At 51.5% G+C, this 23,087-nt stretch carries 21 protein-coding genes and 1 tRNA gene; 11 read left to right on the top strand and 11 right to left on the bottom strand.

The window, feature by feature from the left end; genetic code table 11:
- Positions 1–195: 195 nt before the first annotated feature.
- The gene (locus ACYQ8U_RS00940) at positions 196–861 is read right to left on the bottom strand and encodes a nitroreductase (RefSeq protein ID WP_459943624.1); all 666 of its coding nucleotides are present in this window, start codon (positions 859–861) and stop codon (positions 196–198) included.
- 10 nt (positions 862–871) lie between these two features.
- A complete protein-coding gene (locus tag ACYQ8U_RS00935; protein ID WP_459943623.1) occupies positions 872–1,051 on the bottom strand; it encodes a hypothetical protein in 180 nt (59 codons plus the stop codon).
- A gap of 394 nt (positions 1,052–1,445) precedes the next feature.
- Here ACYQ8U_RS00935 and lon point away from each other — a divergent pair, with 394 nt between their 5' ends.
- A complete protein-coding gene (gene lon, locus ACYQ8U_RS00930; protein WP_459943622.1) occupies positions 1,446–3,893 on the top strand; it encodes an endopeptidase La in 2,448 nt (815 codons plus the stop codon).
- 28 nt (positions 3,894–3,921) lie between these two features.
- On the opposite strand, the gene ACYQ8U_RS00925 is transcribed toward lon, so the two are convergent.
- The 3 genes from ACYQ8U_RS00925 to ACYQ8U_RS00915 all read right to left on the bottom strand — a co-directional run bounded on the left by ACYQ8U_RS00925 (position 3,922) and on the right by ACYQ8U_RS00915 (position 6,313).
- Positions 3,922–3,996, bottom strand: a tRNA-Gly gene (locus ACYQ8U_RS00925).
- Between the two features lie 137 nt (positions 3,997–4,133).
- Positions 4,134–5,435, bottom strand: a complete 1,302-nt coding sequence (locus tag ACYQ8U_RS00920; protein WP_459943621.1) for a CBS domain-containing protein — start codon at positions 5,433–5,435, stop codon at positions 4,134–4,136.
- 68 nt (positions 5,436–5,503) lie between these two features.
- Positions 5,504–6,313, bottom strand: a complete 810-nt coding sequence (locus ACYQ8U_RS00915) for a M48 family metallopeptidase (protein WP_459943620.1) — start codon at positions 6,311–6,313, stop codon at positions 5,504–5,506.
- 256 nt (positions 6,314–6,569) lie between these two features.
- Between ACYQ8U_RS00915 and ACYQ8U_RS00910 the strand changes: the two genes are divergently transcribed.
- Positions 6,570–7,691, top strand: coding sequence for a SprT-like domain-containing protein (locus tag ACYQ8U_RS00910; RefSeq protein ID WP_459943619.1), 1,122 nt, complete (start codon positions 6,570–6,572; stop codon positions 7,689–7,691).
- 10 nt (positions 7,692–7,701) lie between these two features.
- Here the strand turns inward: ACYQ8U_RS00910 and ACYQ8U_RS00905 are convergent, their stop codons facing one another.
- On the bottom strand, positions 7,702–8,904 hold the full coding sequence (locus tag ACYQ8U_RS00905) for an MFS transporter (protein WP_459943618.1): 1,203 nt from the start codon (positions 8,902–8,904) through the stop codon (positions 7,702–7,704).
- A gap of 251 nt (positions 8,905–9,155) precedes the next feature.
- Between ACYQ8U_RS00905 and ACYQ8U_RS00900 the strand changes: the two genes are divergently transcribed.
- The 3 genes from ACYQ8U_RS00900 to mtgA all read left to right on the top strand — a co-directional run bounded on the left by ACYQ8U_RS00900 (position 9,156) and on the right by mtgA (position 11,580).
- Positions 9,156–9,818 carry a hypothetical protein gene (locus ACYQ8U_RS00900; protein ID WP_459943617.1) on the top strand — a complete coding sequence of 221 codons (663 nt, stop codon included), beginning with the start codon at positions 9,156–9,158 and terminating at the stop codon, positions 9,816–9,818.
- Between the two features lie 169 nt (positions 9,819–9,987).
- Positions 9,988–10,875: an HDOD domain-containing protein gene (locus ACYQ8U_RS00895; protein ID WP_459943616.1), complete on the top strand. Its 888-nt coding sequence runs from the start codon at positions 9,988–9,990 to the stop codon at positions 10,873–10,875.
- A gap of 18 nt (positions 10,876–10,893) precedes the next feature.
- Positions 10,894–11,580, top strand: coding sequence for a monofunctional biosynthetic peptidoglycan transglycosylase (gene mtgA / locus ACYQ8U_RS00890; RefSeq protein WP_459943615.1), 687 nt, complete (start codon positions 10,894–10,896; stop codon positions 11,578–11,580).
- Positions 11,581–11,605: 25 nt separating this feature from the next.
- Here the strand turns inward: mtgA and ACYQ8U_RS00885 are convergent, their stop codons facing one another.
- Positions 11,606–12,028 carry a universal stress protein gene (locus ACYQ8U_RS00885; protein WP_459943614.1) on the bottom strand — a complete coding sequence of 141 codons (423 nt, stop codon included), beginning with the start codon at positions 12,026–12,028 and terminating at the stop codon, positions 11,606–11,608.
- A gap of 281 nt (positions 12,029–12,309) precedes the next feature.
- Between ACYQ8U_RS00885 and ACYQ8U_RS00880 the strand changes: the two genes are divergently transcribed.
- The 6 genes from ACYQ8U_RS00880 to ACYQ8U_RS00855 all read left to right on the top strand — a co-directional run bounded on the left by ACYQ8U_RS00880 (position 12,310) and on the right by ACYQ8U_RS00855 (position 19,292).
- Complete coding sequence (locus ACYQ8U_RS00880; protein WP_459943613.1) at positions 12,310–12,735, top strand: response regulator; 426 nt, start codon at positions 12,310–12,312, stop codon at positions 12,733–12,735.
- Positions 12,736–12,866: 131 nt separating this feature from the next.
- A complete protein-coding gene (locus ACYQ8U_RS00875; RefSeq protein WP_459943612.1) occupies positions 12,867–15,587 on the top strand; it encodes a bifunctional acetate--CoA ligase family protein/GNAT family N-acetyltransferase in 2,721 nt (906 codons plus the stop codon).
- 97 nt (positions 15,588–15,684) lie between these two features.
- Positions 15,685–16,374, top strand: a complete 690-nt coding sequence (gene aqpZ, locus ACYQ8U_RS00870; protein WP_459943611.1) for an aquaporin Z — start codon at positions 15,685–15,687, stop codon at positions 16,372–16,374.
- A gap of 108 nt (positions 16,375–16,482) precedes the next feature.
- A complete protein-coding gene (locus ACYQ8U_RS00865) occupies positions 16,483–16,830 on the top strand; it encodes a hypothetical protein (RefSeq protein WP_459943610.1) in 348 nt (115 codons plus the stop codon).
- Positions 16,831–16,960: 130 nt separating this feature from the next.
- On the top strand, positions 16,961–18,040 hold the full coding sequence (locus tag ACYQ8U_RS00860; protein WP_459943609.1) for an AI-2E family transporter: 1,080 nt from the start codon (positions 16,961–16,963) through the stop codon (positions 18,038–18,040).
- 139 nt (positions 18,041–18,179) lie between these two features.
- Positions 18,180–19,292, top strand: a complete 1,113-nt coding sequence (locus ACYQ8U_RS00855; protein WP_459943608.1) for a hypothetical protein — start codon at positions 18,180–18,182, stop codon at positions 19,290–19,292.
- Between the two features lie 221 nt (positions 19,293–19,513).
- On the opposite strand, the gene ACYQ8U_RS00850 is transcribed toward ACYQ8U_RS00855, so the two are convergent.
- The 4 genes from ACYQ8U_RS00850 to ACYQ8U_RS00835 all read right to left on the bottom strand — a co-directional run bounded on the left by ACYQ8U_RS00850 (position 19,514) and on the right by ACYQ8U_RS00835 (position 23,078).
- Positions 19,514–19,831 carry a putative quinol monooxygenase gene (locus tag ACYQ8U_RS00850; RefSeq protein WP_459943607.1) on the bottom strand — a complete coding sequence of 106 codons (318 nt, stop codon included), beginning with the start codon at positions 19,829–19,831 and terminating at the stop codon, positions 19,514–19,516.
- Positions 19,832–20,032: 201 nt separating this feature from the next.
- Positions 20,033–20,671, bottom strand: coding sequence for a cyclase family protein (locus ACYQ8U_RS00845; protein WP_459943606.1), 639 nt, complete (start codon positions 20,669–20,671; stop codon positions 20,033–20,035).
- A gap of 150 nt (positions 20,672–20,821) precedes the next feature.
- Positions 20,822–22,141, bottom strand: coding sequence for a multiheme c-type cytochrome (seleno)protein ExtKL (extKL, locus tag ACYQ8U_RS00840; protein WP_459943771.1), 1,320 nt, complete (start codon positions 22,139–22,141; stop codon positions 20,822–20,824).
- Between the two features lie 142 nt (positions 22,142–22,283).
- Positions 22,284–23,078, bottom strand: a complete 795-nt coding sequence (locus ACYQ8U_RS00835) for a cytidylate kinase-like family protein (protein ID WP_459943605.1) — start codon at positions 23,076–23,078, stop codon at positions 22,284–22,286.
- Positions 23,079–23,087 lie beyond the last annotated feature (9 nt).

Raw genomic sequence — 23,087 nt, 5'->3', positions numbered from 1 at the left:
ATCAAGAAAGATAAACTCGCAAAAAGTCGAATTTCAACATGGCTCAGAAAAAATTTCATAGGCGAGGCGTAAGATTTTTTATTATTTCGGCGTACTAGAGTACGTCGTAATATTAAAAAAAAATTGTAACAACAACGAAGCAGAGGAAGAGTTGTCCCAAAACACTTATCCCGGCTTGTTTCCCGTTTACCGGGGTCAGTCAAAAAACGTGGTAAAGTTTTGCACCTCCTCCCTTGGCGTCCGGTAGCTGTTGACCGGAGCTTTCGTATCCTCATAGCCAAGGGACATACCGCAGAGCAGGACAGTATCCCGGCTGTAGCCGAGTGCATCCTTAACCAGATCCGAATATTGACCGAGGGCAGCCTGGGGACAGGTGGCCAGATCCTCTGCCAGAGCAGCCAGCATAATCGACTGCAGAAACATGCCGTAATCCAGACAAGACCCTTTTTGCATTGCCGGATCAAGGAAAAAAAACAGCATGACCGGCGCGCCAAAAGCGCGGTAATTGGCAATCCATTGCTCTCTTCTTCTGGCCTTGTCCCGACGATCTATGTTCAGGGCACCATACAGCTGGGCGCCACAGGCGACCCGCCGCTGTTTGTATGGTTCATGCCATTCGACCGGGTAATACAGATAGTCCATGGTACCCATGCCTTGTTTGCGGAAGGCGTTTTCCATGGCCCTGGTCAGTTCGTCCTTTTTTTTGCCGGTGACAACGGCCACCTGCCATGGCTGGGCATTGGCTCCCGATGGGGCATGACGAGCAGCCTGCAGAATATTGACAATTTTCTCCTTGCTGACCGGTTTATCGAGAAAGGCCCGGGTGGATTTACGCAGGCAGAGGGCATCTATTATATCCATTACACCTCGGTCAGTTTTCTTTCAGGGTACGGCCGATATCGAAAACTTCATGGCAGGAGGGACAGATGAATAACCACCGCGTCTCCTCCCCGTCGCGTTGCAGCATCGAATGAAAGCCGTCTGGGTAATTGCACAGGGGGCAGATTTTAAATTCTTCCTCGAGTGTCACTTTATGGATTGGGTACGTCATCGTGAAATCCTGTTTTTTACGGGTTTATGAAAAGTTATGTCGTTGTTTTTCTTTCTGCAAAGAGGTTGGGAAATATTTCTGTGCACCGGACTCGACATCGTTTTCCCGGCGACAGGTGGCATCAGAGCATCTCTGACTAGAATAATACCGCTTTCTCAGAGATCAATGATCGATGGGGCGGATTGACTCCTGTCGTCAGTCGACCTAGATTATTACCCCGAATAGTAAGGAAAATTACTTGCTTTAAGGTGCTAATGATTGTCTTTATCATTTAATGAAGAAATGATAGAAAATAATCTGAAAGGTACGAATGTACGCTCACTGAAGCTCAATCAATGATTATGCTGTAGAAAGATTTTTTTTAATCCAGCTAAAAAATAACAGGAGAGAAAGAATGGCAGAAGAAACAACTGTTTTGACCCCTGACGGCATAGAATCTCCCGGGGATGAAAAGGAAAATGAATCTTCAAAATCGTTAGTATTGGCGAAAGATCTGTTGCCGGAGAGGTTGATGATCATTCCGCTGCATGACCGGCCGATGTTTCCGAAGATGATGGGGCCGGTGATTATTGACGACATGGTTCTGCAGCAGGCGGTAATGAAACACGTCAACCAGAATACCCCGCTCTATTTTGGCCTTGTCCTGCAAAAGCCGAAAGAAGATGGTCTTGCCCATGCCGCAGAGAGTGGCGACGATTTTTTTAAGATAGGGTCAGTAGCCAGAGTGATCCAGGTGTCACCTTTCAAACCAGGGGAGCCCCTGCAGGTACTGGTGCAGGCTCTGGAACGATTCGATATCATCGCCATGATGAAAACCGATTCCATTTTTACTGCCGAGGTGAACTACTGGTTTGAGAATATAGAGGAAAACACCGATGAACTGAAAGCCTATTCGGTGGCGATTATCGATTGCATCAAGGAGTTGGTCAATATGAACCCCTTGTTTAAAGAGGGTCTGAGTCTGCTCATTGAGCGGATCAATCTCAGTGATCCCGGATCCTTGGCCGATTTTGCCGCATCGATGACCACCTCTTCCGGGACGGAAATCCAAAAAATTCTCGAGACACAGAAGATACGCGAACGGCTGGAAAGAGTACTGATTCTCCTGAAAAACGAGGTGGAAATTTCCAAATTGAAGGCCAAGATATCCAAGCGGATTGAGGAGCAATTGTCCAAGCAGCAACGGGAGTTTTTCCTGAAGCAGCAACTGCAGGAGATAAAAAAAGAGCTGGGCCTGGCAAAAGATGATACTCAGGCTGAACTGGAAAAATATCAAAACCGGCTGAAAAAACTTGTCCTTCCGGATGAAACGAGAGCCAAGATAGAGGAGGAGATGGAAAAGCTGAAGCTTCTTGGCACTTCTTCCCCGGAATTTAACGTCACACGGACCTATCTCGACTGGCTGACCATTCTTCCCTGGGGCGTCTACTCAAAGGACAGTTATGATCAGAAGAAGGCGGCGAGAATTCTTGACCGGGACCATTATGGTCTTGAAGATGTCAAAAATCGGATTCTGGAACTGATCTCCGTCGGCGTGATAAAAGGGGATTTGTCCGGAACAATACTGCTCCTGCAGGGCCCACCGGGTGTCGGCAAGACCTCGATAGGCAGGTCGGTTGCGCAGAGTCTCGGGCGGGAATTTTTTCGCTTTTCCCTTGGCGGCATGCGCGATGAGGCGGAAATAAAAGGGCATCGTCGAACCTACATCGGCGCCATGCCCGGAAAATTCATCCAGGCCATAAAAACCTGTAAGACGGCCAACCCGGTTATCATGCTCGATGAGATCGATAAGATCGGCGCCAGCTTTCACGGTGATCCCGCTTCGGCCCTCCTCGAGGTGCTCGACCCGGAACAGAATCGTGATTTTCTTGATCATTATCTCGATGTGCGTTTTGATCTGTCGAAAATCTTCTTTATCTGTACGGCCAACCAGCTGGACACCATCCCTCCGCCGCTGATGGACAGAATGGAGAGTATTGAGTTGCCGGGTTATATTCTTGAAGAAAAGGTGGAAATTGCCAGGAGGCATCTTATCCCGAAGCAACTGAAAGAACATGGTTTGACCTCGAAACAGATCACCCTGTCAAAAGGGCTGATCGGGGCAATCGCCGATGGCTATGCCCGTGAGGCGGGAGTGCGTGGTCTGGAGAATTGTATCAAAAAAATTCTCAGAAAATCGGTGAACAAGATCATTGAAAATCCGGAGCAGAATATCCGTATTCACAAAGATGAATTGAAGGAGCTGCTCGGTAAGCGGGTCTTCTCCGAAGAACAGGCCTTCACCAAACCTCGAGTCGGGGTTATCACCGGACTTGCCTTTACCAGCATGGGCGGAACAACCTTGCATATTGAATCTATCGCCATTCCCACGGGGCAGGCCGGCTTCAAACAGACCGGTCAGCTGGGCAAGGTTATGGTAGAATCGTCTGAAATCGCCTATAGTTATGTCCGGTCCCTGATGAAAGAAAACAGCAAGGGAATTGAGTTCTTCAACAAGAACCTCGTGCATCTGCATGTGCCGGCCGGGGCAACGCCGAAAGATGGGCCGTCGGCCGGGATCACCATGGCCTGCTCGATCTACTCAATGGTCATGAATCAGGCGATACGGCCGAACATCGCCATGACCGGGGAGTTGACGCTCAGTGGCCTGGTTATGCCGATCGGCGGGGTAAAGGAAAAGATGATCGCCTCGAAACGGGCCAAGGTGCAGGATGTTATTTTGCCTAAGGATAATCAGGAAGATTTCGACATGCTCCCTGAGCATATCAAGGAAGGCATTACCCCGCACTTTGTTTCGACCTTCGAGGAAGTGAAACGTATCTGTTTCAAACAGGTGAGTTAATGGATTTGCAAAGGAAGGAAAGAAAAAATGGAGCGGGAAACGAGATTCGAACTCGCGACGTCAACCTTGGCAAGGTTGCACTCTACCACTGAGTTATTCCCGCTCATTTATTCTTGAAAGGAAGTGTTTTTTAGCAGAACGTCCCGCCGAAGTCAATATTTTTTTTGCTCCCTTCTTCGCGCATTGAACAGTTCTGCCCTCGCGGTCGATATTCCTGCGGGTGCAGAACCGCTGTTCAGACTACTCCGGCAGCAGATCGTAATAGTAGGTAAGAATATCCGTCCGGGTAACAATACCGATCACTTTGTTGTTTTCGACCACGGGAAGATAACCGATATCATTTTCAATCATCAGCCCGGCGGCAATCGATGGGGCGGCGCCCGGTTCGATGGTAATAATGTTTCTGGACATGAAGGCTTTGACCGGGCTGTCCCAATGCTCTTGCTTTTTTATCCGTTTGAGATCCCACAGGACAATTATGCCATGGATTGTATCATCTTCCATGACCATAATTCCGCGAATCTTTTTTTTGGCCATCAAGTTCTGCACGTCTCGCATAGGCGTTACCGGCGGCACGGAGATGACCGGAAAGGACATGATATCGGAGATGCGGATGCTTTCCGTCCTGTCGGCCATGAGGGCGGCAACAATTCGTTCCTTGATCTGCTGCGTTGACATGGCGCTGGTTTTTACCGTTGCCGAGCCGGCGCCGGCATGTCCACCGCCACCGAGGCCGGCCAGCGCCGCGCCGATATGGATCTTTTCCGAACCGCTGCGACCAATGATGGTATTCCTGTTGTCACTGGTAAAAATAACAAAAAGAGCATCGACATTGACAATCTTCCGGTACATACTGACGATTGCCGCCAGATCGGTTACTTTTTTATCCAGATCGATACAGTTGAAGCCGACGGTGTTGCCGTTGATGGTAACTTTGTCCGTCTCCTTCATCATCTCAAAGAGAATTTCCTTTTGGTTCTCTTCATAGGGCGGGTTGAGGAAGAAAGCGGCAACATTCAGGTCCGCCCGATTGTCGAGGAGATAGGCCGCAGCCCGGGCATCTTCCGCAGTCGTTGAAGGGTAGGAGAGATGCCCTGTGTCCTCGTAAAGCCCGATGAGCATGACGGTGGAGTCGAGCGGGGTGAGTGTCATGCCGCGCCTTTGCATCTCGCGAATGAGAAGCGTCACCGTTGAGCCGATCTGTTCCCTGCAGGACCAGGTTGCCTTGATGTCGCTGTTCCCCATCATATGGTGGTCCCAGAGATCAATCTCCAGGTCGTGCCGAGCAGCCAGTTTTTCCAGTCGATCGAGTCGCTGCCACTGGTTGGTATCAACGACGATCAACTTTTTTACCTCGTCGTGCACCACTTCGTGGGGCAAAATGAGATTGAAGGCCGTCTTATGTGTGGAAAGAAATTGTTCGACATTCCTGTTGGTCATTTTTGGGACCACGCCAATGCAGCCGGGATAGAGAAGAGTTGCGGCGATAACCGAGGCCAGGCCGTCGAAGTCGGTGTTTTTGTGGGTTGTTGCTATATGCATTACACGAAGAGATCGAAGGTGATGAAAATCGAGTTCCTACCAACACATTAAAGGTTTGGTAACTGCAATTATTGCAGTTGATAGACCGGACGCGGCGATGGATCGAGGTAATAGCTCATCATCTGTCCGGCGAGTGCATTGAGTGTTCCCTGGCGATTTGCCGGAGAGGGGTGGGTGCTGAGGAATTGTGGCGGCCCGCTGCCACCGACCTTGGCCATTTTCTGCCACAGTGTTGCCGCGGCACGGGGATCATAGCCGGCCCGCGCCGCCAGCTCGATACCCATCCGGTCTGCTTCGGTTTCGGAGCTTCTGCTGTTTGGCAGGGTTATGGCTGTTGCCGCGGCCAGGGAGGTGCCGCTCAGGATGGCGCCTTTGTATTGATTATTTCCAGTGGCAATAGCCACCCCGGAAAGGCCAAGCTGCGTGGCAAGGGCAACGGACATCCGTTCCGCGGTATGATTGGCCAGCGCGTGGGATATTTCATGGCCCATAACCTGGGCGATCTCATCGTCGGTGGCCTGCAGCTTTTCAATCAGTCCGGTATAAATTGCCATCTTGCCTCCGGCCATACACCAGGCATTGACCATTTCCGGATCATCGATAACCTTGATACTCCAATCCCAGTTCCGTGTATGCGGATAGATTTGTATCGCCTGGGCGATGATCCGCCCGGTGATGAGTCTGATCCGTTTCGAGGTTATCGGGTTGGAGTCGATCTTACCTTCTTTTTCCAGAGGCAGAAGGGTTTGCACATATGCCTCGCGGGAAGAGCTGATAGCCTGTTCGGGGGAAACGAGCATCAGCTGCGAGCGCCCGGTGGGGCTGGTGGCACAGGCCGACAGGGTCAACAGAACTAAGAGGATAAAGAGCTTTTTCATTGTGAAACCTTTGGGTGAAAACAGTCTGGTCAGGAGTAGTATGTCAAGAAATTGTCCCGTATAACAGATAGATTATAAGATCAAATGGTCATAAACGACAAAATTATTTTAATACATCTACTATAGCGGCAACAAGGGTAATAGCAAGCCAATATCAGCAAAACCGAATGGATGGACTTGTCACCGGCGCAAATGGGCGCTATGGTGCTGCTGATTAATTTTCACCACAGATATTGGCCACCAACAAAGGACATCTATGAGCGGCAATATAAACATGGAAAAACTGCAGCACCTCTGGCTGCAGCAGCTGCAGCTTGAGTTTGAAGAAATCTGCATGAGTTATGGCCTGCGGTTACGCATGCCGGTCTTTGAGATCTCCGAGACGAAAAAAGAGCTGGGCGCCTGGAGTCCTGACCTGCGAACCCTGCGTCTCAGTCGTCATTTGATCCTTAATTATTCCTGGGCGGTGACCATGCAGGTGTTAAAGCATGAAATGGCCCACCAGCTCTGCAGCGAACAGTTCGGCATTGTCAGTGCTCCCCATGGGGAGGCTTTCCAGCAGGCCTGTGAGCTCCTCGGTGTGCTGCCGGAATATCGTCGTGCGGGCGTGGTCATGGTCGAGACGGTGGAGCAGGCCGGCGGAGGAGGAAAAATCTCCGCAGAAGGACGGGAATGTCTGGCCCGGGTGGAAAAACTCCTGGCCCTTTCCCAGTCGTCCAATGAACACGAGGCCGCACTGGCCATGCAGAAGGCCAATGAGCTGCTGGAGAAATACCATATCCGGGAGCTCGACTGCGAACAGCAGCACCGTTATGGTTTTGCTATAATCAATCGGAAAAGAAAACGAATAGAGGGCTATCATCGGCGTATCTGCACGATCCTGCATGATTTTTTCTTTGTCAGGGTGGTGTTGTCCAGTCTGTATGATCCGCTCGCCAATGATACCTATAAGACCATTGAGCTTTTAGGCACGAGAGAAAATGTGGCCATTGCCGAATATTGCTATCATTTCCTGGAAAATCGACTGGCCTCGCTCTGGTCCTTGAACAGAAAACGGTTCAAAGGGTCGGTCAGAACCGAGAAAAACAGCTACTATCTTGGCCTGCTGCGCGGCTTTCACCAGAAACTGCAGGAGCAGAAAATGGGCAAGGAGGATCCGCGCATTGAGCCCAGGGTGGGCGATCTCATTGTCGCTGAGGAAAAGCGGCTGGAAATTTTCGTCGGCCTGCGCTTTCCCAGACTGAGAAAGATATCAAGACCTGGACCGAAGGTCTACGGTGGCACCTATAATGAAGGCGTGGCAACAGGGAAAACCATCACCTTCGCCGAGGGGCTGACCGGTGACGGTCCAAGGTTCGGTGGATTGCTGCAAGGCTGAAAACAACACATTAAGGCAACGTCTGGGGTTCTTTTATCAGCTTTTCGCTGTTCCCTTTCTTGATCGTCAAAACGAAGGGGATACCGAGAAAACCGACTATGGCACAGAGGGTGTAGGTTTTTTCAAGACCGATCTGGTCGGCGACAAAACCGACCAGGACGACGACTGCCGATCGGGCGAGAAAGCTTATCATCATAAATAGGCCATTTGCCGAGGAAGAACCATTCTCTGAAAATTCCTGTATCATGGCCAGCATTACCGGTGTTGTCGAAAGCAGGGAAAAGCCGGTGAGAATCAGGAACGGGAACTGGAGCCAACCGGAGGTGTGGATAAAGAGTAAAAGGGCGATCGGCGCGACAACCAGACAAAAGAGCAGCATTTTTTTCCTGCCGAAATGATCGCTGAGTGTGCCGATTGTCAAGATTCCAGCGACCCCGGCCGCTTCGTAGACAGAGAGAGAAATTCCTGCAAGCCAGAGATCGTTGGTCGTTTGGATAATGTACAAAGGAAGAAAAGTGCCGAGAGACGCATGCATGAAGCCGCGGAAAAAGACAATTGCCGAGAGGGGACCGAGTACTCCTTTCATTTCCCGACAGGTTTTCCGGATGGACGGGGTTTCACGCTGTTTTACCGCCAGAGGGATATCTTTAAATTTGATAAACATCACCACCGACGCAAGAATACCAATGAGCATTACCGGGTAGTAGCCATCAAAGCCCAACAGGGAAACCACGGCGATGATGACAATCGGTCCGATAGTCCGGGCGAGTTCGCCCCCGGTCATATAAAAACTCATTCCCCTGCCTGTTTTGTTCCCGGCCACGCGGTACACCATCACCGGGGCGGGCACGTGAAACAGAGACACACTGATGCCGGTAAAAAAAAGCAGGACCATCACCACGCCGTAATGCGGCGCAAGGCCAAGAAGCGACATGGGCACGGCGGTGAGCATCGGGGCCAGGATGATGAAGTATCTGACGCTGATGCGATCAGCGAGCTGGCCAATGTACGGATTGAGCAGCGCAGGTATCTGCATGACGGTGGAAAGCAGCCCTGCCTGGGTCAGCGACAGCGAGAATTTTTCAATGATAAAAGGCAACAGGGGCGCGAGAAAGCTTGAATAAATGTCATGGATAAAATGACAAATTGACAACAGCATTACCCGGCCGGTCTGAAATGTCTGGTTGGTTGTCTCATTCGTACTGTTCGCCATAACCTGGTCCTTTTGTTTAATTGATAGAGTCTCATTTACAATACTGCCAGGGAAAAACCAGCATTTATTCATACAGTAACAAAAAAATGTGCTGCCGGATGTGTCGATGCCGAGGCTGCGATTGGTCTTGTGTTTTTCGCTGGAACCATGTTATCATCCACCCCTCTTCTCTGACGCCATGTGTCAGACATTCTTTCCCGAAAATCTTCGGGGCTTTTTCACAATTTACCTTTGCAACGGTTGACATATCTATGCTGCAGGAGTTGGAGTTCCAGGTTCTGGAGGTGTATCGGGTTTTGGATACGGCGGTGGCGGGATTTGCCGCCCGGACTGGGCTGTGTTGTCCGGAGGGCTGCGGTCATTGCTGTTTGTCTGAACAGGTGGAGGCAACGGTGCTGGAGTGTATTCCCCTGGCATTTGCGTTGTTTCGTTCCCTGCAGGCCGAACTGATTCTGAAACGGATCGAGAAAACCGGCCTGGAAAGAGGCTGTGTCCTCTACCGCCCCGACTACACCGAGGCGAAACTCTGGGGATGTACCCAGTATCGGTGTCGGCCGGTGGTCTGCCGACTCTTTGGTTTTGCCGGCAACCCCGATCGTCAGGGAATACCCCGGCTGGCAAGGTGTCGGGTCATGAAGGAACAGGCCAGTGGTGGGCCGGCCACTGTGAAAATCGATGCTACCGAAAGCCCCATGCCCCTTTTCGTTGATGCCGGTTTGCGCATAACTACCCTGCATCCGGCGTTGGGGACAGTGCGCCTGCCGATAAACATGGCTCTGCGGCAGGCCTTGCTGAAGGTTGGTATAATACTCGCCTTAACCACGCCGCAGATTCCTTGTCTGCCGGATGACCATGAACAACCGCCGGATAAACCTATGTTTCCCTGCCCCCCGGTGGGTCGACGGGCAGCCTGACCGTCAGTTGGCCTTGGAATTCTCCCGACGCCGATTTTTTGCAGGCCATCAGACAAAGGCGCGTTGATTGTTGTAGTGTGCATATTGCAGGTGGTGTACCATCAGTGTCTTGGGAAGAGGAAGGCCTGTCGTGGGTTTTGCCAAGAGAAACTTCTTTTGAGACCAGCAGATGCAACCGACAAGATCCGAACTGATCAACCAACATATTGACTCCTTTCCGGTTCTCCCGGCAACGGTAACGCGCTTAATGCGCATTACCAGCGACCCTGAATGTTCCGTGCAGGATGTTGTCGAGACCCTTCACTTCGACCAGTCGCTGTGCCTGACGGTGCTTAAGATCGCCAACTCCGTCCTGTTCGGGCGTCCCCGGAAGATTGATTGCATAAAGATGGCAGTGGTAGCCCTCGGCTTTAACGAAGTGCAGAGAATTGCCCTGTCCAAGGCACTCATCAACTCCTTCAGCAAGTTAGCCGGGCGGCACAGACCGGTGATTGGCCGATTCTGGCAGCAATCTTTTGTCTGCGCCCTGGTCGCCGGGAATATCGCCCGGGATCAACGGATGAACCCCGACGTCGCCTTCATGGGAGGGCTGCTGCATGACCTTGGTAAACTGATCATGTTGCAAACCTTTGCCGATGAGTATGCACCGGAACGTTGGATGACTACCTTGAGCAATGAAGACAGTCTCGACGAAGAGCTGCGGATGTTTTCCTTCACCCATGATATGCTCGGTGGTCGACTTTTAAGAAAATGGTTGTTCCCGGAAAACCTCATCTCGGCGGTTGCCTACCATCATCGTCCTGGCGAGGCGGGAAGCGAGAAAGCGTTTGCCCAGGTTATCCAGCTTGCCGATGTGTTGTCGTTTTACGGCTGCAACCAGGATTTACTTGAAGAAAATGATATCTTGACGGCAGTGCATACCTCTCTTCCTGATGTTCAGGCCTGCTGGCATGGTTTTGCTGTTCCCTTGAAAAACAAGGCCATAACCGGTTGGTTTGATTGGCTGGTGGACAACCAGGAACAGACCACTCACCTCAAAGAAGCTTTCTTCGTTTGATCGGGTCGGAAAATGACGGTGGGGAAAAAAATATATCGCTTTCTGTGGAAATGTGCCGGGGTATTTTTGGGCGTATCTCTTTGTTTTGTCCTGTTATTCCGGTTTTTTCCGGTCTATGTTACCCCGCTGATGCTGATCCGTGCGGCAGAGCAGCTGGCGGCAGGGAAGAAGCTGCAATTGCAGCACAGCTGGGTATCGATTGAGGCAATTTCCAAAAATCTCTCTCTGGCGGTCATTTGCAGTGAAGATCAGAATTTCATGGATCATTTCGGCTTTGACTTCAAGGCTATCGAACGTTCGCTTGACGCTGCCCAGAAAGGTACAAAACGGCTGCGGGGCGCCAGCACTATTTCTCAGCAGACTGCAAAAAATGTTTTTCTGTGGCCAGGCAGGAGCTGGCTGCGTAAAGGTCTAGAGGTCTATTTTACCGTTCTTATCGAACTTGCCTGGAGTAAAGAACGCATTCTCGAGGTGTATCTGAACAGTATCGAAATGGGCAACGGCATTTATGGCGCTGAAGCAGCCTCGCAGCATTATTTTAACAAGAACGCCAAAAATCTTTCCAAAACACAGGCGGCAGCTCTTGCCGCTGTGTTGCCCAACCCGCGCGAATACCGGGCACATCCGCCAAGTTCCTACATTCGCAGTCGCATTGACTGGATAATCGGGCAGATGCGCCATTTCGGCCCTCTCAACCTCAAGTAGCTGCCGTGCCGGAGAACGTTTACATTTACTTCACCACCAGAACCGAGCAGGAGGTTGTATGCAGTACCCGGTTTGTGACACTGCCGAGAAGAAGTCCTTCAAGGTTGGTGCGTCCTCTGGAGCCGACGATGATCAAGTCACATTTTTCAATCCTGGCCACATCGGGGATGACCGATCCGGCTGGTTCTTCCATTAATCGTTCTTCATAATCAATGTCTGCTTCGCTCAGGCGTTTGGTATAGGGGGCAATCGTAGTCTCGGCTTTACGCAGGGTGCTGACAATGGCCTCGTTGCGCAGGGGTTCCCCTACAATAGTGGGAAATTTTTTATGGCAATGGACAAGTATCACCTTCGCCGTCAGCAGTTTTGCATATTCTATTGCCGTGTCAATGACCTTGTCGGAATGTTTTGAACCATCAACCGCGACGACTATTTTTTTTTGCGTCATAACACATCCTCCGCGGACATTTTGAAAAAAATCCTGGCTTATTGCCATCTTACCGGATTAGGTGAGGCATCTTTATACAACCGCCCCCTTGAAAAATTATCCGATTGGCCCTGTCCTAATATTTGTCCTTCTACTATTATATTGTCTCTCTTTTTTGAAACAAGGTATAATTCCTTTGATTGTTATGATTTACTGGGGCACGCTTCTTGCTACTCTCTTACCGGCGACAGAAACAATTGGTGCAATTGTACTTTGACGAAAAAAAGAGGGGGCGGAAAAATATGGTACCGGAAATCCTGATAGTCGATGATGATCAAATGATGCTGGATTTATTAGAAATATTCCTTGATAGATGCGGTTACAATGTTACCCGGGCAACTGATGGAAGTCAGGCTGCCAAGGTGTTGGATACGCAGGATTTTCATCTGGTTATCACCGATCTACAGATGGGACGGACAAGCGGATTCGATGTTATTGAAAAAGTGAAAAAATGTAATCGTAAGACTAAAATAATAATGATGACAGGCAGTTGTGATGCGGAATGTGAGGTTGAAGCCCGCCGCCGGGGGGCCGACTCTTTTTTTGCCAAACCTTTTTCGATGAGCGCATTACTTGCATGTATGTGCAATTTTAAGGAATTAACAGGAAAATACCCCTCCGCTGGACTGCTTCATCAAGCGCAGGGTGTGCAACAGGTGTCAGGATAATTTACACAGTGATAAACGATTTTTTTCCAGGAAGGGCAGGCATACTTATGCGCTAGCGGTATTGTTAGAAGGAACCCAGCTTCGAAGGAGAATTTTCTGGAAAAAAAGTGATCTGTAAAAGGAGTCGCCACATGGGACAATATAATCTGGACCGTATCATGAAGCCGCGGCAGGTGGCGGTGGTCGGTGCAAGTGAAAGAACGGGATCAATCGGCAATGCCTTGATGGTGAACCTTCTTCACGGCGGGTTTCCCGGCCGGATTTTTCCGGTGAATATGAAACACCGCAATGTTTACGGCTATCCGGCATACAGGTCCGTGGCCGAATTGGACAGCGGCGTCGACCTGGCGATCATTGCCACCCCGATTCATAGTGTACCCGAGATTATCGAGGAGTGTGTGGAGAGAAAGATAGGCGGGGCGATCGTCATCTCCGCCGGTGGAAAAGAGGTTGGCGAATCGGGCATAGAGATTGAAAAGAAAATCGATGCCCTGGTTCGTGCTACCGGCTTTCGTATTATCGGACCGAATTGCCTCGGCATGATACGGCCGAAGGAAAAACTCAATGCGTCCTTCGTCTCGGGGATGCCTCCGGTGGGCAGTCTGGCCTTTGTCTCGCAGAGTGGGGCAATCTGTTCCGCGCTTCTTGATCTGGCGTTCAAGGAACGTATCGGTTTCAGCAGTTTTGTCAGTACCGGCTCCATGGTCGATGTTGATTTCGGCGATATTATTAATTATTTCGGCAATGATCCTTCGGTAAAAAGTATCCTGCTCTATATCGAGAATGTAACAAATTTCCGAAAATTCATGAGTGCGGCCCGTGCCGTGTCTCGGGTGAAACCAATTATCGTCCTCAAGGCGGGCAAGAGTTCGGCTGGAGCCAAGGCCGCTGCTTCGCATACCGGGGCCATGGCCGGAGAAGACGCCGTCTATGACGCTGCATTCAAGCGGGCGGGTGTCGTTCGGGTGGACACCATCGAGGCGCTCTTTGATTGTGCCGAGCTGATGGCCAAGCAGCCCCGTCCCCGCGGTCAGCGGTTGGCAATAATTACCAATGGCGGCGGACCGGGGGTGATGGCGGCCGATTTTCTTGCCTCCCATGGCCATGAGCCCGTCCCGCTTTATCCGGAAACCGTGAAAGCGCTGGATACCATCCTGCCTTCGTATTGGAGCAGGAGTAATCCCATCGACATCCTCGGCGATGCCCCGGCGAAGAGATTTCGTCAGGTGCTGGATATCTGCATCCGTTCGCGAAATTTTGATGCGATTCTGGTCATTCTTGCTCCCCAGGCGCTGGCTGACGCAATGACGGTTGCCGGCGCTCTGGTCGAAGCGCTGAAAGGTGCGCAATTGCCGATGTTTTCCTGTTGGATGGGCGGAAAAAGTATTGAACATGCGGTGGAAATTCTCAATGGGTTTGACATTCCGACCTTTGCAACACCGGAAAGGGCAATCCTCGCCTTTCTGTATTTGGTGATCTTTGCCAGAAATCAGGAAATTCTGCTGGAGGTACCGCCGAAATTGACCCGGAATATGGCCGTAGACCACGACCAAGCAAAAAAGATTCTGGCCGCGCTGCCCGAGGAAGGATTTCTCGCCCACTCGGACGTTTATGCCCTGCTAGCCGCCTACGGTCTGCCGATGATCAACACCCGGCTGGCGGAAACTGAAGAGGCGGCATCGCGATTGAGCGGCGATATGGGCTATCCCGTGGTTATGAAACTCTGCTCCCCGGATATCAGCCATAAGACCGATGCCGGGGGGGTCTGTCTCGATCTGAGAAACGATGCGGAGGTTCGCCGAGCGTTTCAGCAGATTATCGCCTCTGCCCGGCAATATAAGCCACATGCCCGAATCGAGGGGGTGACGATTCAACCTTACCTGGCCAATGGTGATTTTGAAATTTTGCTCGGGGCAAAACGGGACGCCGATTTTGGCCCGGTGATCCTTTTCGGTCTCGGGGGAATTTTCACCGAAATCCTCCAGGACCGTGCACTCGGATTGCCGCCGATGAACAGGCTGCTTGCCCGGCGGCTGATGCAGGAAACGAAGGCCTATGGGCTGCTGCAGGGGTATCGAAACCGTCCTCCGGCTGATTTCGAACAACTTGAGGAGATGATCATCCGTTTGTCACAGCTGTTGATTGATTTTCCGCAGCTTGCCGAACTGGACATGAATCCGGTCATGATCAAAGATGGCAACCCCATGGTGGTTGATGCCCGCCTGCTGGTGTCGGTAACAACGGTTTCTTCGCCATTGCATCTGGTGATCAGCCCCTATCCCGGCGAAAATGAATACCACCTGGTCACCGAAAGCGGCGTTCCTCTTTTCGTCCGGCCGGTGAAACCGGAAGATGCACCGCTGTTTATCAATCTGTTCAAGGAATTGTCGCCGACGAGTATTTATTATAGATTTTTCGGCGTCATGAAAGAGCTGCCATCGGAGATGCTGGCAAGTTTTACCCAGATTGATTACGACCGGGAAATTGCCCTGGTGGCCATTGATGAGGATAAGGGAAATGAAAGAATTCTTGGGGTGGCGAGGATTATTGGTGATCCGGACCGCAGGAAGGGGGAATTTGCCGTGCTGGTCAGTGACGCCTGGCAGGGTAAAGGCATTGGTTCCGCCCTGCTGCAAAAATGCCTGCTTATTGCTGAACAACGTGGTTTTGAACAGGTCCATGGCATTGTCCTGCAGGAGAATATAAATATGCTCGCCCTGGGCGAAAAAATTGGCTTCACCATCGACAGCGGAGTCGAAGGCGGAGAATATAAGCTGCAGATCACTTTCGACCGATCCGGCGAGGGGGGAGGGGCCGGAAACTCTCTGAGTTCTGAGGGCAATGCGGCCTAACCCCGGTAAACGGGAAATAAGCCGGGATAAGTACCTTCACGAAATTCATTCCTAAAAAACAAGAAATCATGATAATAACCAATCAAAGGAGAAAGTTATGAACAAGTATGGTGCAGAGTTTTTCGGAACGTTCTGGCTGGTTCTAGGAGGTTGCGGCAGTGCGGTTTTAGCTGCTGCGTTTCCAGAGGTTGGGATCGGGCTTCTTGGTGTATCACTGGCATTTGGCCTGACCGTGCTGACCATGGCCTTCGCCATCGGCCACATCTCAGGCTGCCACCTCAACCCGGCAGTTTCTTTTGGTCTCTGGGCCGGCGGTCGTTTTCCGGCAAAAGAGCTGCTCCCCTACATCGTTGCCCAGGTCCTCGGCGGTGTCGCAGCAGGGGGGGTGCTGTATCTCATTGCCAGTGGCAAGGTGGGCTTTGAGGTATCAGCAGGTTTTGCCTCAAACGGCTACGGTGCTCATTCTCCGGGCGGATATAGTCTGCTGGCCGCATTGATTACCGAAGTGGTCATGACCATGATGTTTCTTCTGGTCATTCTTGGCGCCACCGACCACCGTGCGCCACAAGGGTTCGCGCCTATTGCAATTGGCTTATGCCTGACTCTCATCCACTTGATCAGCATCCCGGTTACAAACACCTCGGTGAATCCTGCGCGTAGTACGGCGGTTGCCGTGTTTGCTGGAGATTGGGCAATTACCCAGCTGTGGCTTTTCTGGGTGGCTCCAATCATTGGCGGTATCCTTGGCGCTGTAATCTACCGTTTTATCGGCAGCGAGAAGAGCTGAGCAGAGAAATACCCTGCCGGGTGTAACACCGGAGGACGACACTTCCTCCCCCACTCGCTTGTCGTCCGGTGCTTACACCCCTCCCGTGTTATGCGGACATTGGTCAAATTGGGTGCAGAAGCATCGCCTGTTTCATTCGCCAGATTGCGTCCGGAAGTAGTTGCTCCATATCTGGAGGCTTTTGTTCCCCCCTCGCAATGTCTTGAATCCTGGAAGCAAAAATCAATGGAGTACGAGCATTACTTTGGTGCGGGTTTCCAAATTAAATTGATGGATGGCCACCTTGTTTCCGTGGTAATCTGTTCGCATTGTGATGCAATAATACAGTCGCCGGTGGTTGGCATGCCGGACGGTCTTAAGTTCTACGCACTCCCTCTCAGCGAACCGGAAATTGCAGAGGTTTTCGAGGCAGCGGAGAAGACACGAAAGGTGCGAGAGGTTACCTATGATCATTAACCGGTCGTTTTTGGCCGACGTCTTCTCCCTGTAAAAGCATGTTAAGAAAAATATCCGTTATTTCCTGACAATACCGGTTGATACTATTTGTTTTAATTGGCTTCTTACTTATTTGCAGGAGAATAACGCGATGGACATGGAAGCAAAGGATATCGGCTTCGACAAGCTGTTTGTGCGCAATATGGTGGAATCTGCCCTGCGTATTGGCCTTATATTCGTCCTGCTTGCGCTGACGTATAACATCATTCGGCCATTCATAATTCCGTTGGTCTGGGGCGGCATCATTGCTATTGCGGCCTTCCCACTGACCAAACGAATCGAGGGATTTTTGGGAGGGCGCCGGGGGCTGGCGGCAACTCTGCTGACTCTGTTCATGATCCTTGTCCTGGTCGTGCCCTGCTACCAGATTACCGAATCCTTACTGAAAGCCGCAAAATCTGTCAGCGATCAAATCCAGAGCGGAGGGCTGCAGATACCAAGCCCTGATGAATCAGTCGCAGACTGGCCACTGGTGGGTGACAAGGTCTATGCGAGCTGGTCGCTCGCTCACGAAAATTTTCAGGAAACCCTGCAACAGGTCGCCCCCCGTCTTAAGTCAGTGGCCGCCAATGCTGCTTCTACCCTGGGAAATGGCTTGGTCGGCATCTTGATGTTTATTGTTTCACTGATTATCGCCGGGGTGTTCATGACCTACGCAGAGGCTTCCAGCCGCGGAGCTCATCGCCTGTTTGTGCGATTGGCCGGAGAAAAACCCGGCGGTGAGTGGGACTCCCTCTGCGTTGCCACGGTGCGAAATGTGCTGCAGGGCGTGGTGGGTGTAGCTCTCATACAGGCGACGCTGTGTGCCATAGGCATTTTTGCCTTGGGCATTCCCGGTGCTGCCATCTGGTCTGCCGTAATACTCTTCCTGGCAATCGCCCAGCTCCCCGCAGTGCTCGTTGTACTTCCTCTCATACTCTATGCATTCACCAGTTACGAAACGACGCCGGCCGTGATCTTCACTGTATGGATGTTACTATCTGGGCTGAGCGACAACCTCCTCAAACCGCTGTTTATGGGCCGGGGCCTGGATATTCCCATGCCGGTTATCCTGATCGGTGCTATAGGCGGGATGGTCGCCTCGGGCATCATCGGCCTGTTCACCGGAGCCGTGGTACTCTCTATCTGCTACAAGGTGTTTTGTATCTGGATGGAGCAGGAAAAGGAGTAGCCGTGCAGCCCCTGTGGCTGGTTAAAGACTGCGAAGAAGAGCAGCCTGCCAACCCGATTATCCGATCAAAATCAGAAATGGCGCTCCGGAGGTATTTTGGAATGCTTTCAGGTCGGTCGATATAATGTTTGAATGATCAATGATCAAACTTTCCATTAAACTCGGCATCCTGTTGCTTGCCGCTGTTGCTGCGGCTGTACTCCTGCAACAGTCGCAACTCGCCGTGCTCGCCTTAAACCGCACGGATCCGCTGCCGGATGTCCGCGCAATGATCGCCGAAGAACACTATGCCGAGGCCGCCGACTACCTTGGCTTTTTCATGGATTATGCATACATCAATGAGAACCCCGAGGCCCAGGCGCTTCATCAACAGATAGCAAAGAGACGCGGAAAGTTTGACTATCAAGCCGGCAAACTCGCCGAGGGGCTGTTCGCCGGTACGAGCGACGAGACCATTGGGCAAGTGGCGGGGGTGATGAGCGATTTTTTGGTTATCGGTGATCTACGCGATCTGGCGGTGCAGGGCGGTAAGCTCGCTCAAGGCGAGGAAACCGACAAAGTGATGGTTGCCCTGGCCTCCCTTGGTGTTATAGCCACCGGTGCGCAGATAGCCAGCGGGGTGGGGACGGTTGCAACCGGAGGCGCAGCCGCGCCGACCGTAGCCGGTACCACAGCGGCAAAAAGCGGCCTTGTGGTCCTTAAGACCGCTTGCAGACTCGGTAAATTGCCGCCCTGGCTTGGCAAGACGATCATCAAAGCCGGCAAAACCACCAGGGAAACCAAAAGCCTCGGTGCCGTCACCGACCTCCTCGGGGATGTCAATATGCTGGCTAAAACGCGCGGCGGTTTCACGCTGCTGAGCACGACCAGGGATGCCGTCTCACTCAAACGCATGGCCATCTTTGCCGAAATATTCTCTTTCAACAGCGCCACGTTGTATCGTCTTGGCGGCGATCTGGTTGTCAATACCGCACACCATGCCGAAACACTAGGCAAAGATACCATCCAGCTGGCCGCGACCTTTGGCCGGAGCGGCCTGCGCGTGCTGGATAAGGTCGGGGCTATAAAGTTCGTCAAATACTCCGCCCGGGCTTCAAAGATGGCCATCAAAGGTGACATCTTCCACCTCGTGGCGCGTTTGTTGTTCAGAGTTCCCCACTGGGTGCTGTACGCCCTGGTGGTACTCGGGGCTGCGGCCTGGTTGCCTTCTGGTGCCTTGCAGATTATTTTCGTTCACAAAAAACAAACATAGCAGACCATACACCCGCGTATTTCAGTCCCTGCCAGTTCAACCAGTTCCGTCTCGGCTCCGGCCTCAGTGAGCGGTGCAAGCACGGATTTCAGCCGCAAGGATGTATTACCGGTGTTCCCTTTTTTGTGCTTATCTGAGCCAAGGCTGTTCAGTGGCCCTGCAGGCAAATATTTCGGTGGTGCAGAGAGAAGCGGCGAGTTGGATGTTTAATACATCGTCGATCAAGGAACCAACGTATTTCCCGGCAGTTTTGTCTCCAGGATATCAGCTTTTTCAATTGACGGCGGCTGCGAAAAAAGTTCGCCGGCCTTTGCCATGAGCGTCGTTGCCAGTTTCCTGGACAGATGTTCCTGCCGACCCAGCTCGTCCGGGAAGGCCGCAAATATGCCAAAGGTGGCTGGACCAAGGCGAAGGCCAAACCACGCCGTTGTACCAGGTTCGTCCAGGACAAAGGGAAGGCCAGCGACAAGCAAATGTTCGACTTCCTTCTCTTTCCCGGGCTTCGCTTCAAGACGGACGAATAGTGCTAATTTAACCATGATTTGTCTCCTGGTGTACGTTTCACCAGTTCAATCGGTGGGTGAGAATGATCCGGTTCCACGAAACAATACTGTAAAAATAAGCAGTGTTTATATATATGTAAAATGGGTCAGAGTGCGAGAGGACAATCCGTGCCTATATACTATGCCGGAGCACACCGCTGAGGTTTCCGCTGGAAAATTGTCACAGGTGCAGTGCAGTTAAGCTATATATGCAACTGCTCGAACCGGAGAGCCGTCAGCATCGGCAAAGCTTAGGGGAAAACAGGAAAATTCAAATTGATTGGCGGGCAGATTCGCCAGGTTGGTCAAGTTTTCGATGATGATAATATTGTGCTGTAGCAGGGCCTTGTGTACAGGGTACTCTTTTGTGTCCGTGGTATCAGCTGAAATAGTATCCAGGCCGAATCCCTTGATGTCAAAGCGGCTTAACCAGTTTGCCGCCTCGAGAGACAGTACCGGATAATTGATAAAGTACTTTTCTGAACCCCAATATCGGCTCCAGCCGGTATGCAGTAAAAGAAACTGCACCTGCCTGAGTGTCTCCTGGTGCGGTGCCAATTCCTGCACACCAATCGTTTTGCCTGTTAAGGTACTGAAATTGAGCAGCATGGCTGCTCCAAAAAAATGGTCTAGAGCCAGCATGTCCAGAGTGTTGTGGCCTTTGAGCAGGTGAGCGGGGGCGTCGATATGTGTCCCTGTATGGGAATAGAAGGTTATTTTCTTTTCAAGAAATCCTGCCTCGTCAAGAGAACAGCCGGTTATGAATACCGGCGGTTGTGTCCCTGGATAAACCGGCATGTTAGGTGTAATCGGATGTGTTAAATCAATGAGTTTCATGTGTTTAAAGAGAAGAAGGATAACGGTTTGCCAAAAGCCATGTCGGATTGACAAAAAAGAGGCGGTCGCTGGTGCAACGACCGCCTCTGTGCTGCATATAAAATTTTTCGACAATGGGTGAGCGGGGCAATTGTCGAAAAAAGGAGCGGCTTAGTGCCAGACCCACTCCGTCTTCAGGTCGAGATTTTTTTCCTCCTCAAACCAGGTAACTGCATAGCCGTCAAACTCGCCAAACGGCAGATACCAGAGTTTCACGGTAACCTTCAACTCATCACTCGTCAGCTCACGCTGGGTGACATCCCCTGTTTTCACTTCGGCAAAGGGATAGGTGATCTCGAAATGCTCATGGACGCGAGCCCGAGGTGCCAGGCTTGTTTCCCGCAGCAGTCCACTCTTTTCATACGGGCCACGGCCCATTTCTTTCCCCCTGCCTAAGCGCCCGGGGAACGGCATGTAGATTTTTTGATCTTTATAGACTTCTTTCCCATCCAGTGTATTCGCGGTCACTTCCAGGACCAGCCGGTTTGGGGTGGGTCAGCCGTCGGGAATGACATGACCGGTTTTATTGTAAATTTCTACATCGATAACGCCGATGGGCACGACGCCTTCTGCCTTGTTCTTACGCCAGAAAAGCGATCTGCCTTCGACATTGACATCGACGGCCATGGCTATCATGGCCTCATCCTTATAGGCCTGAATATCGTGGCCCAGTTCGGATTTTACCATATGACATTCCTGGCAGGTTTCGCTGCCGCCGTGGGCCACATAGGCAAAAAGATAACTGCCGTAGAGCGTGGCGCACTGGGATGGGTGCTCAAATTCCAGATTCGGACCGAGGCCGTGACATTGGCCGCAGAGAATAGATTCGCTTATCGCCGGCGCGACAGCCATTTTCGGAAATTCCTCGGAGTCATGGTCGCCGTCCTGCGCACCGTACACTGTATCCGGCTGAGGATAGCCATCGGCGTATTTGTGGATCAGGGCGACCTTGTTGTGACAGACCATGCAACCGATATTCAGGCTGGCTATTGTTTCTTCCAGCTGTTCGGCCTTGTCCTCATCCCCAGCTTTACCGGCTTTCTGCCAGGCGCGAATAGTGGCGACGATCTCCTGGGCGACCTCGTCGGTGGCCTCATCGAGCTGCGGCAGATGACACTTGGCGCAGAGCATCAGGTGTTCCACCTTGAGATCCTTATCCTCCTTCACGCCGGAAAAAGCGAAATTTTTTAGGCCGATGTCAATGGCAGTGAGTATTGTCGGCGCGGTCCGCGGCGTTCCGAGGATCGAGCGGGCGTGCAGAGAATTACTCCACTGGTCATGGGCTTCTTCATGGCACTCCATGCATTTGCTCGAGTCATAGCGTGCCGCCAGCTCCTTGATGGTCTTTGCTTTCGGTGGCGGTTTTGGCTTGGGCCCTCCCTCGCTATAGCCGTTGACGGCAAGTAGCAGGATAAGGGCGAAGCAAAGCATCCCTATACCGAGAATTCTTTTCATGGCTCCTCCTTTTTAGTTGTCAAATTTGATTGTATTGTAACCAACCAACCATCAAAACAACGTCAACCGCTACCTGCTCACCGGACGGTAACTGGCTGGCGAATGCTTGCCGTAAAAATTAAAAATAAGGGTCGAAGCGTATGACCAATTCCGTTATGCCGGTAACCTCGGCGAGTATCCGGGTGATGCGGTCATGAATAACTGCCTGCTGTTCTTCGGGGACCTTCAGGGAAATTGCCACCCGACCATTTTTTGCTGCTGCAACTGCATTGGGATAGTCAAGCAGTTTTTCGCTGACCAGGGCGTGCAGGGCTGAATCGGCAAGGGCTGCCTGTGACTCGGCTGTTTCCTGAAAGGCGTGCAGTCCAACCGCGTTGGCAATGATATCGACAGCCTCGTCCTCTGACAAATGGCCGACTCGTATGGTCAGGTTATATGACGAAGGGTCCATTATGTCTATACCATAGAGAAACATACCCCACTTGCGCCGTTCTTCATCGTCCTTTTTGAGAATATAATGGGCCTTTTCCTCGGAAATGTTTTCCCTGGCCATCTCGTCGGCCACCCTTTGTTCGGTGTCGGCAATAATGCGTACTTTCAATACGTGCGAGATATTATGGACAAAATAGTGGCCAACAAGACCGTGGTATACGACGTTACCGGTCAGAAAATGTTGCAGGATTGCTGATCGTATCGCCGCTTTAAAACGTTTATTTCCGTGGGGGAAACGATCAAGGACGGAAAAAGCATTATCCAGCCCGCGTATCAGTTTAATTTCCGGCAGGTGGAATTTGTCGAGATTCTCAATAACCTGGTCCCGGGATAAACAGGAATAGCCTAATCTTTTTGCCAGCTTTTCGGCGATTGATTTACCGTGATAGTAACTCCCTCGGGAAATGGTAATGATCGGCATCAGAACCTC

It is taken from the genome of Desulfocastanea catecholica (genome assembly GCF_054657295.1).
This window is presented reverse-complemented; position numbering and strand designations above follow the sequence as displayed.

Bases quoted from the DNA above. Each gene is read 5' to 3' on its own strand.
- ACYQ8U_RS00940 (WP_459943624.1), bottom strand. From the start codon at position 861: ATGGATATAATAGATGCCCTCTGCCTGCGTAAATCCACCCGGGCCTTT.
- ACYQ8U_RS00935 (WP_459943623.1), bottom strand. From the start codon at position 1,051: ATGACGTACCCAATCCATAAAGTGACACTCGAGGAAGAATTTAAAATC.
- lon (WP_459943622.1), top strand. From the start codon at position 1,446: ATGGCAGAAGAAACAACTGTTTTGACCCCTGACGGCATAGAATCTCCC.
- ACYQ8U_RS00920 (WP_459943621.1), bottom strand. From the start codon at position 5,435: ATGCATATAGCAACAACCCACAAAAACACCGACTTCGACGGCCTGGCC.
- ACYQ8U_RS00915 (WP_459943620.1), bottom strand. From the start codon at position 6,313: ATGAAAAAGCTCTTTATCCTCTTAGTTCTGTTGACCCTGTCGGCCTGT.
- ACYQ8U_RS00910 (WP_459943619.1), top strand. From the start codon at position 6,570: ATGAGCGGCAATATAAACATGGAAAAACTGCAGCACCTCTGGCTGCAG.
- ACYQ8U_RS00905 (WP_459943618.1), bottom strand. From the start codon at position 8,904: ATGGCGAACAGTACGAATGAGACAACCAACCAGACATTTCAGACCGGC.
- ACYQ8U_RS00900 (WP_459943617.1), top strand. From the start codon at position 9,156: ATGCTGCAGGAGTTGGAGTTCCAGGTTCTGGAGGTGTATCGGGTTTTG.
- ACYQ8U_RS00895 (WP_459943616.1), top strand. From the start codon at position 9,988: ATGCAACCGACAAGATCCGAACTGATCAACCAACATATTGACTCCTTT.
- ACYQ8U_RS00885 (WP_459943614.1), bottom strand. From the start codon at position 12,028: ATGACGCAAAAAAAAATAGTCGTCGCGGTTGATGGTTCAAAACATTCC.
- ACYQ8U_RS00880 (WP_459943613.1), top strand. From the start codon at position 12,310: ATGGTACCGGAAATCCTGATAGTCGATGATGATCAAATGATGCTGGAT.
- ACYQ8U_RS00875 (WP_459943612.1), top strand. From the start codon at position 12,867: ATGGGACAATATAATCTGGACCGTATCATGAAGCCGCGGCAGGTGGCG.
- aqpZ (WP_459943611.1), top strand. From the start codon at position 15,685: ATGAACAAGTATGGTGCAGAGTTTTTCGGAACGTTCTGGCTGGTTCTA.
- ACYQ8U_RS00860 (WP_459943609.1), top strand. From the start codon at position 16,961: ATGGACATGGAAGCAAAGGATATCGGCTTCGACAAGCTGTTTGTGCGC.
- ACYQ8U_RS00855 (WP_459943608.1), top strand. From the start codon at position 18,180: ATGATCAAACTTTCCATTAAACTCGGCATCCTGTTGCTTGCCGCTGTT.
- ACYQ8U_RS00850 (WP_459943607.1), bottom strand. From the start codon at position 19,831: ATGGTTAAATTAGCACTATTCGTCCGTCTTGAAGCGAAGCCCGGGAAA.
- ACYQ8U_RS00845 (WP_459943606.1), bottom strand. From the start codon at position 20,671: ATGAAACTCATTGATTTAACACATCCGATTACACCTAACATGCCGGTT.
- ACYQ8U_RS00835 (WP_459943605.1), bottom strand. From the start codon at position 23,078: ATGCCGATCATTACCATTTCCCGAGGGAGTTACTATCACGGTAAATCA.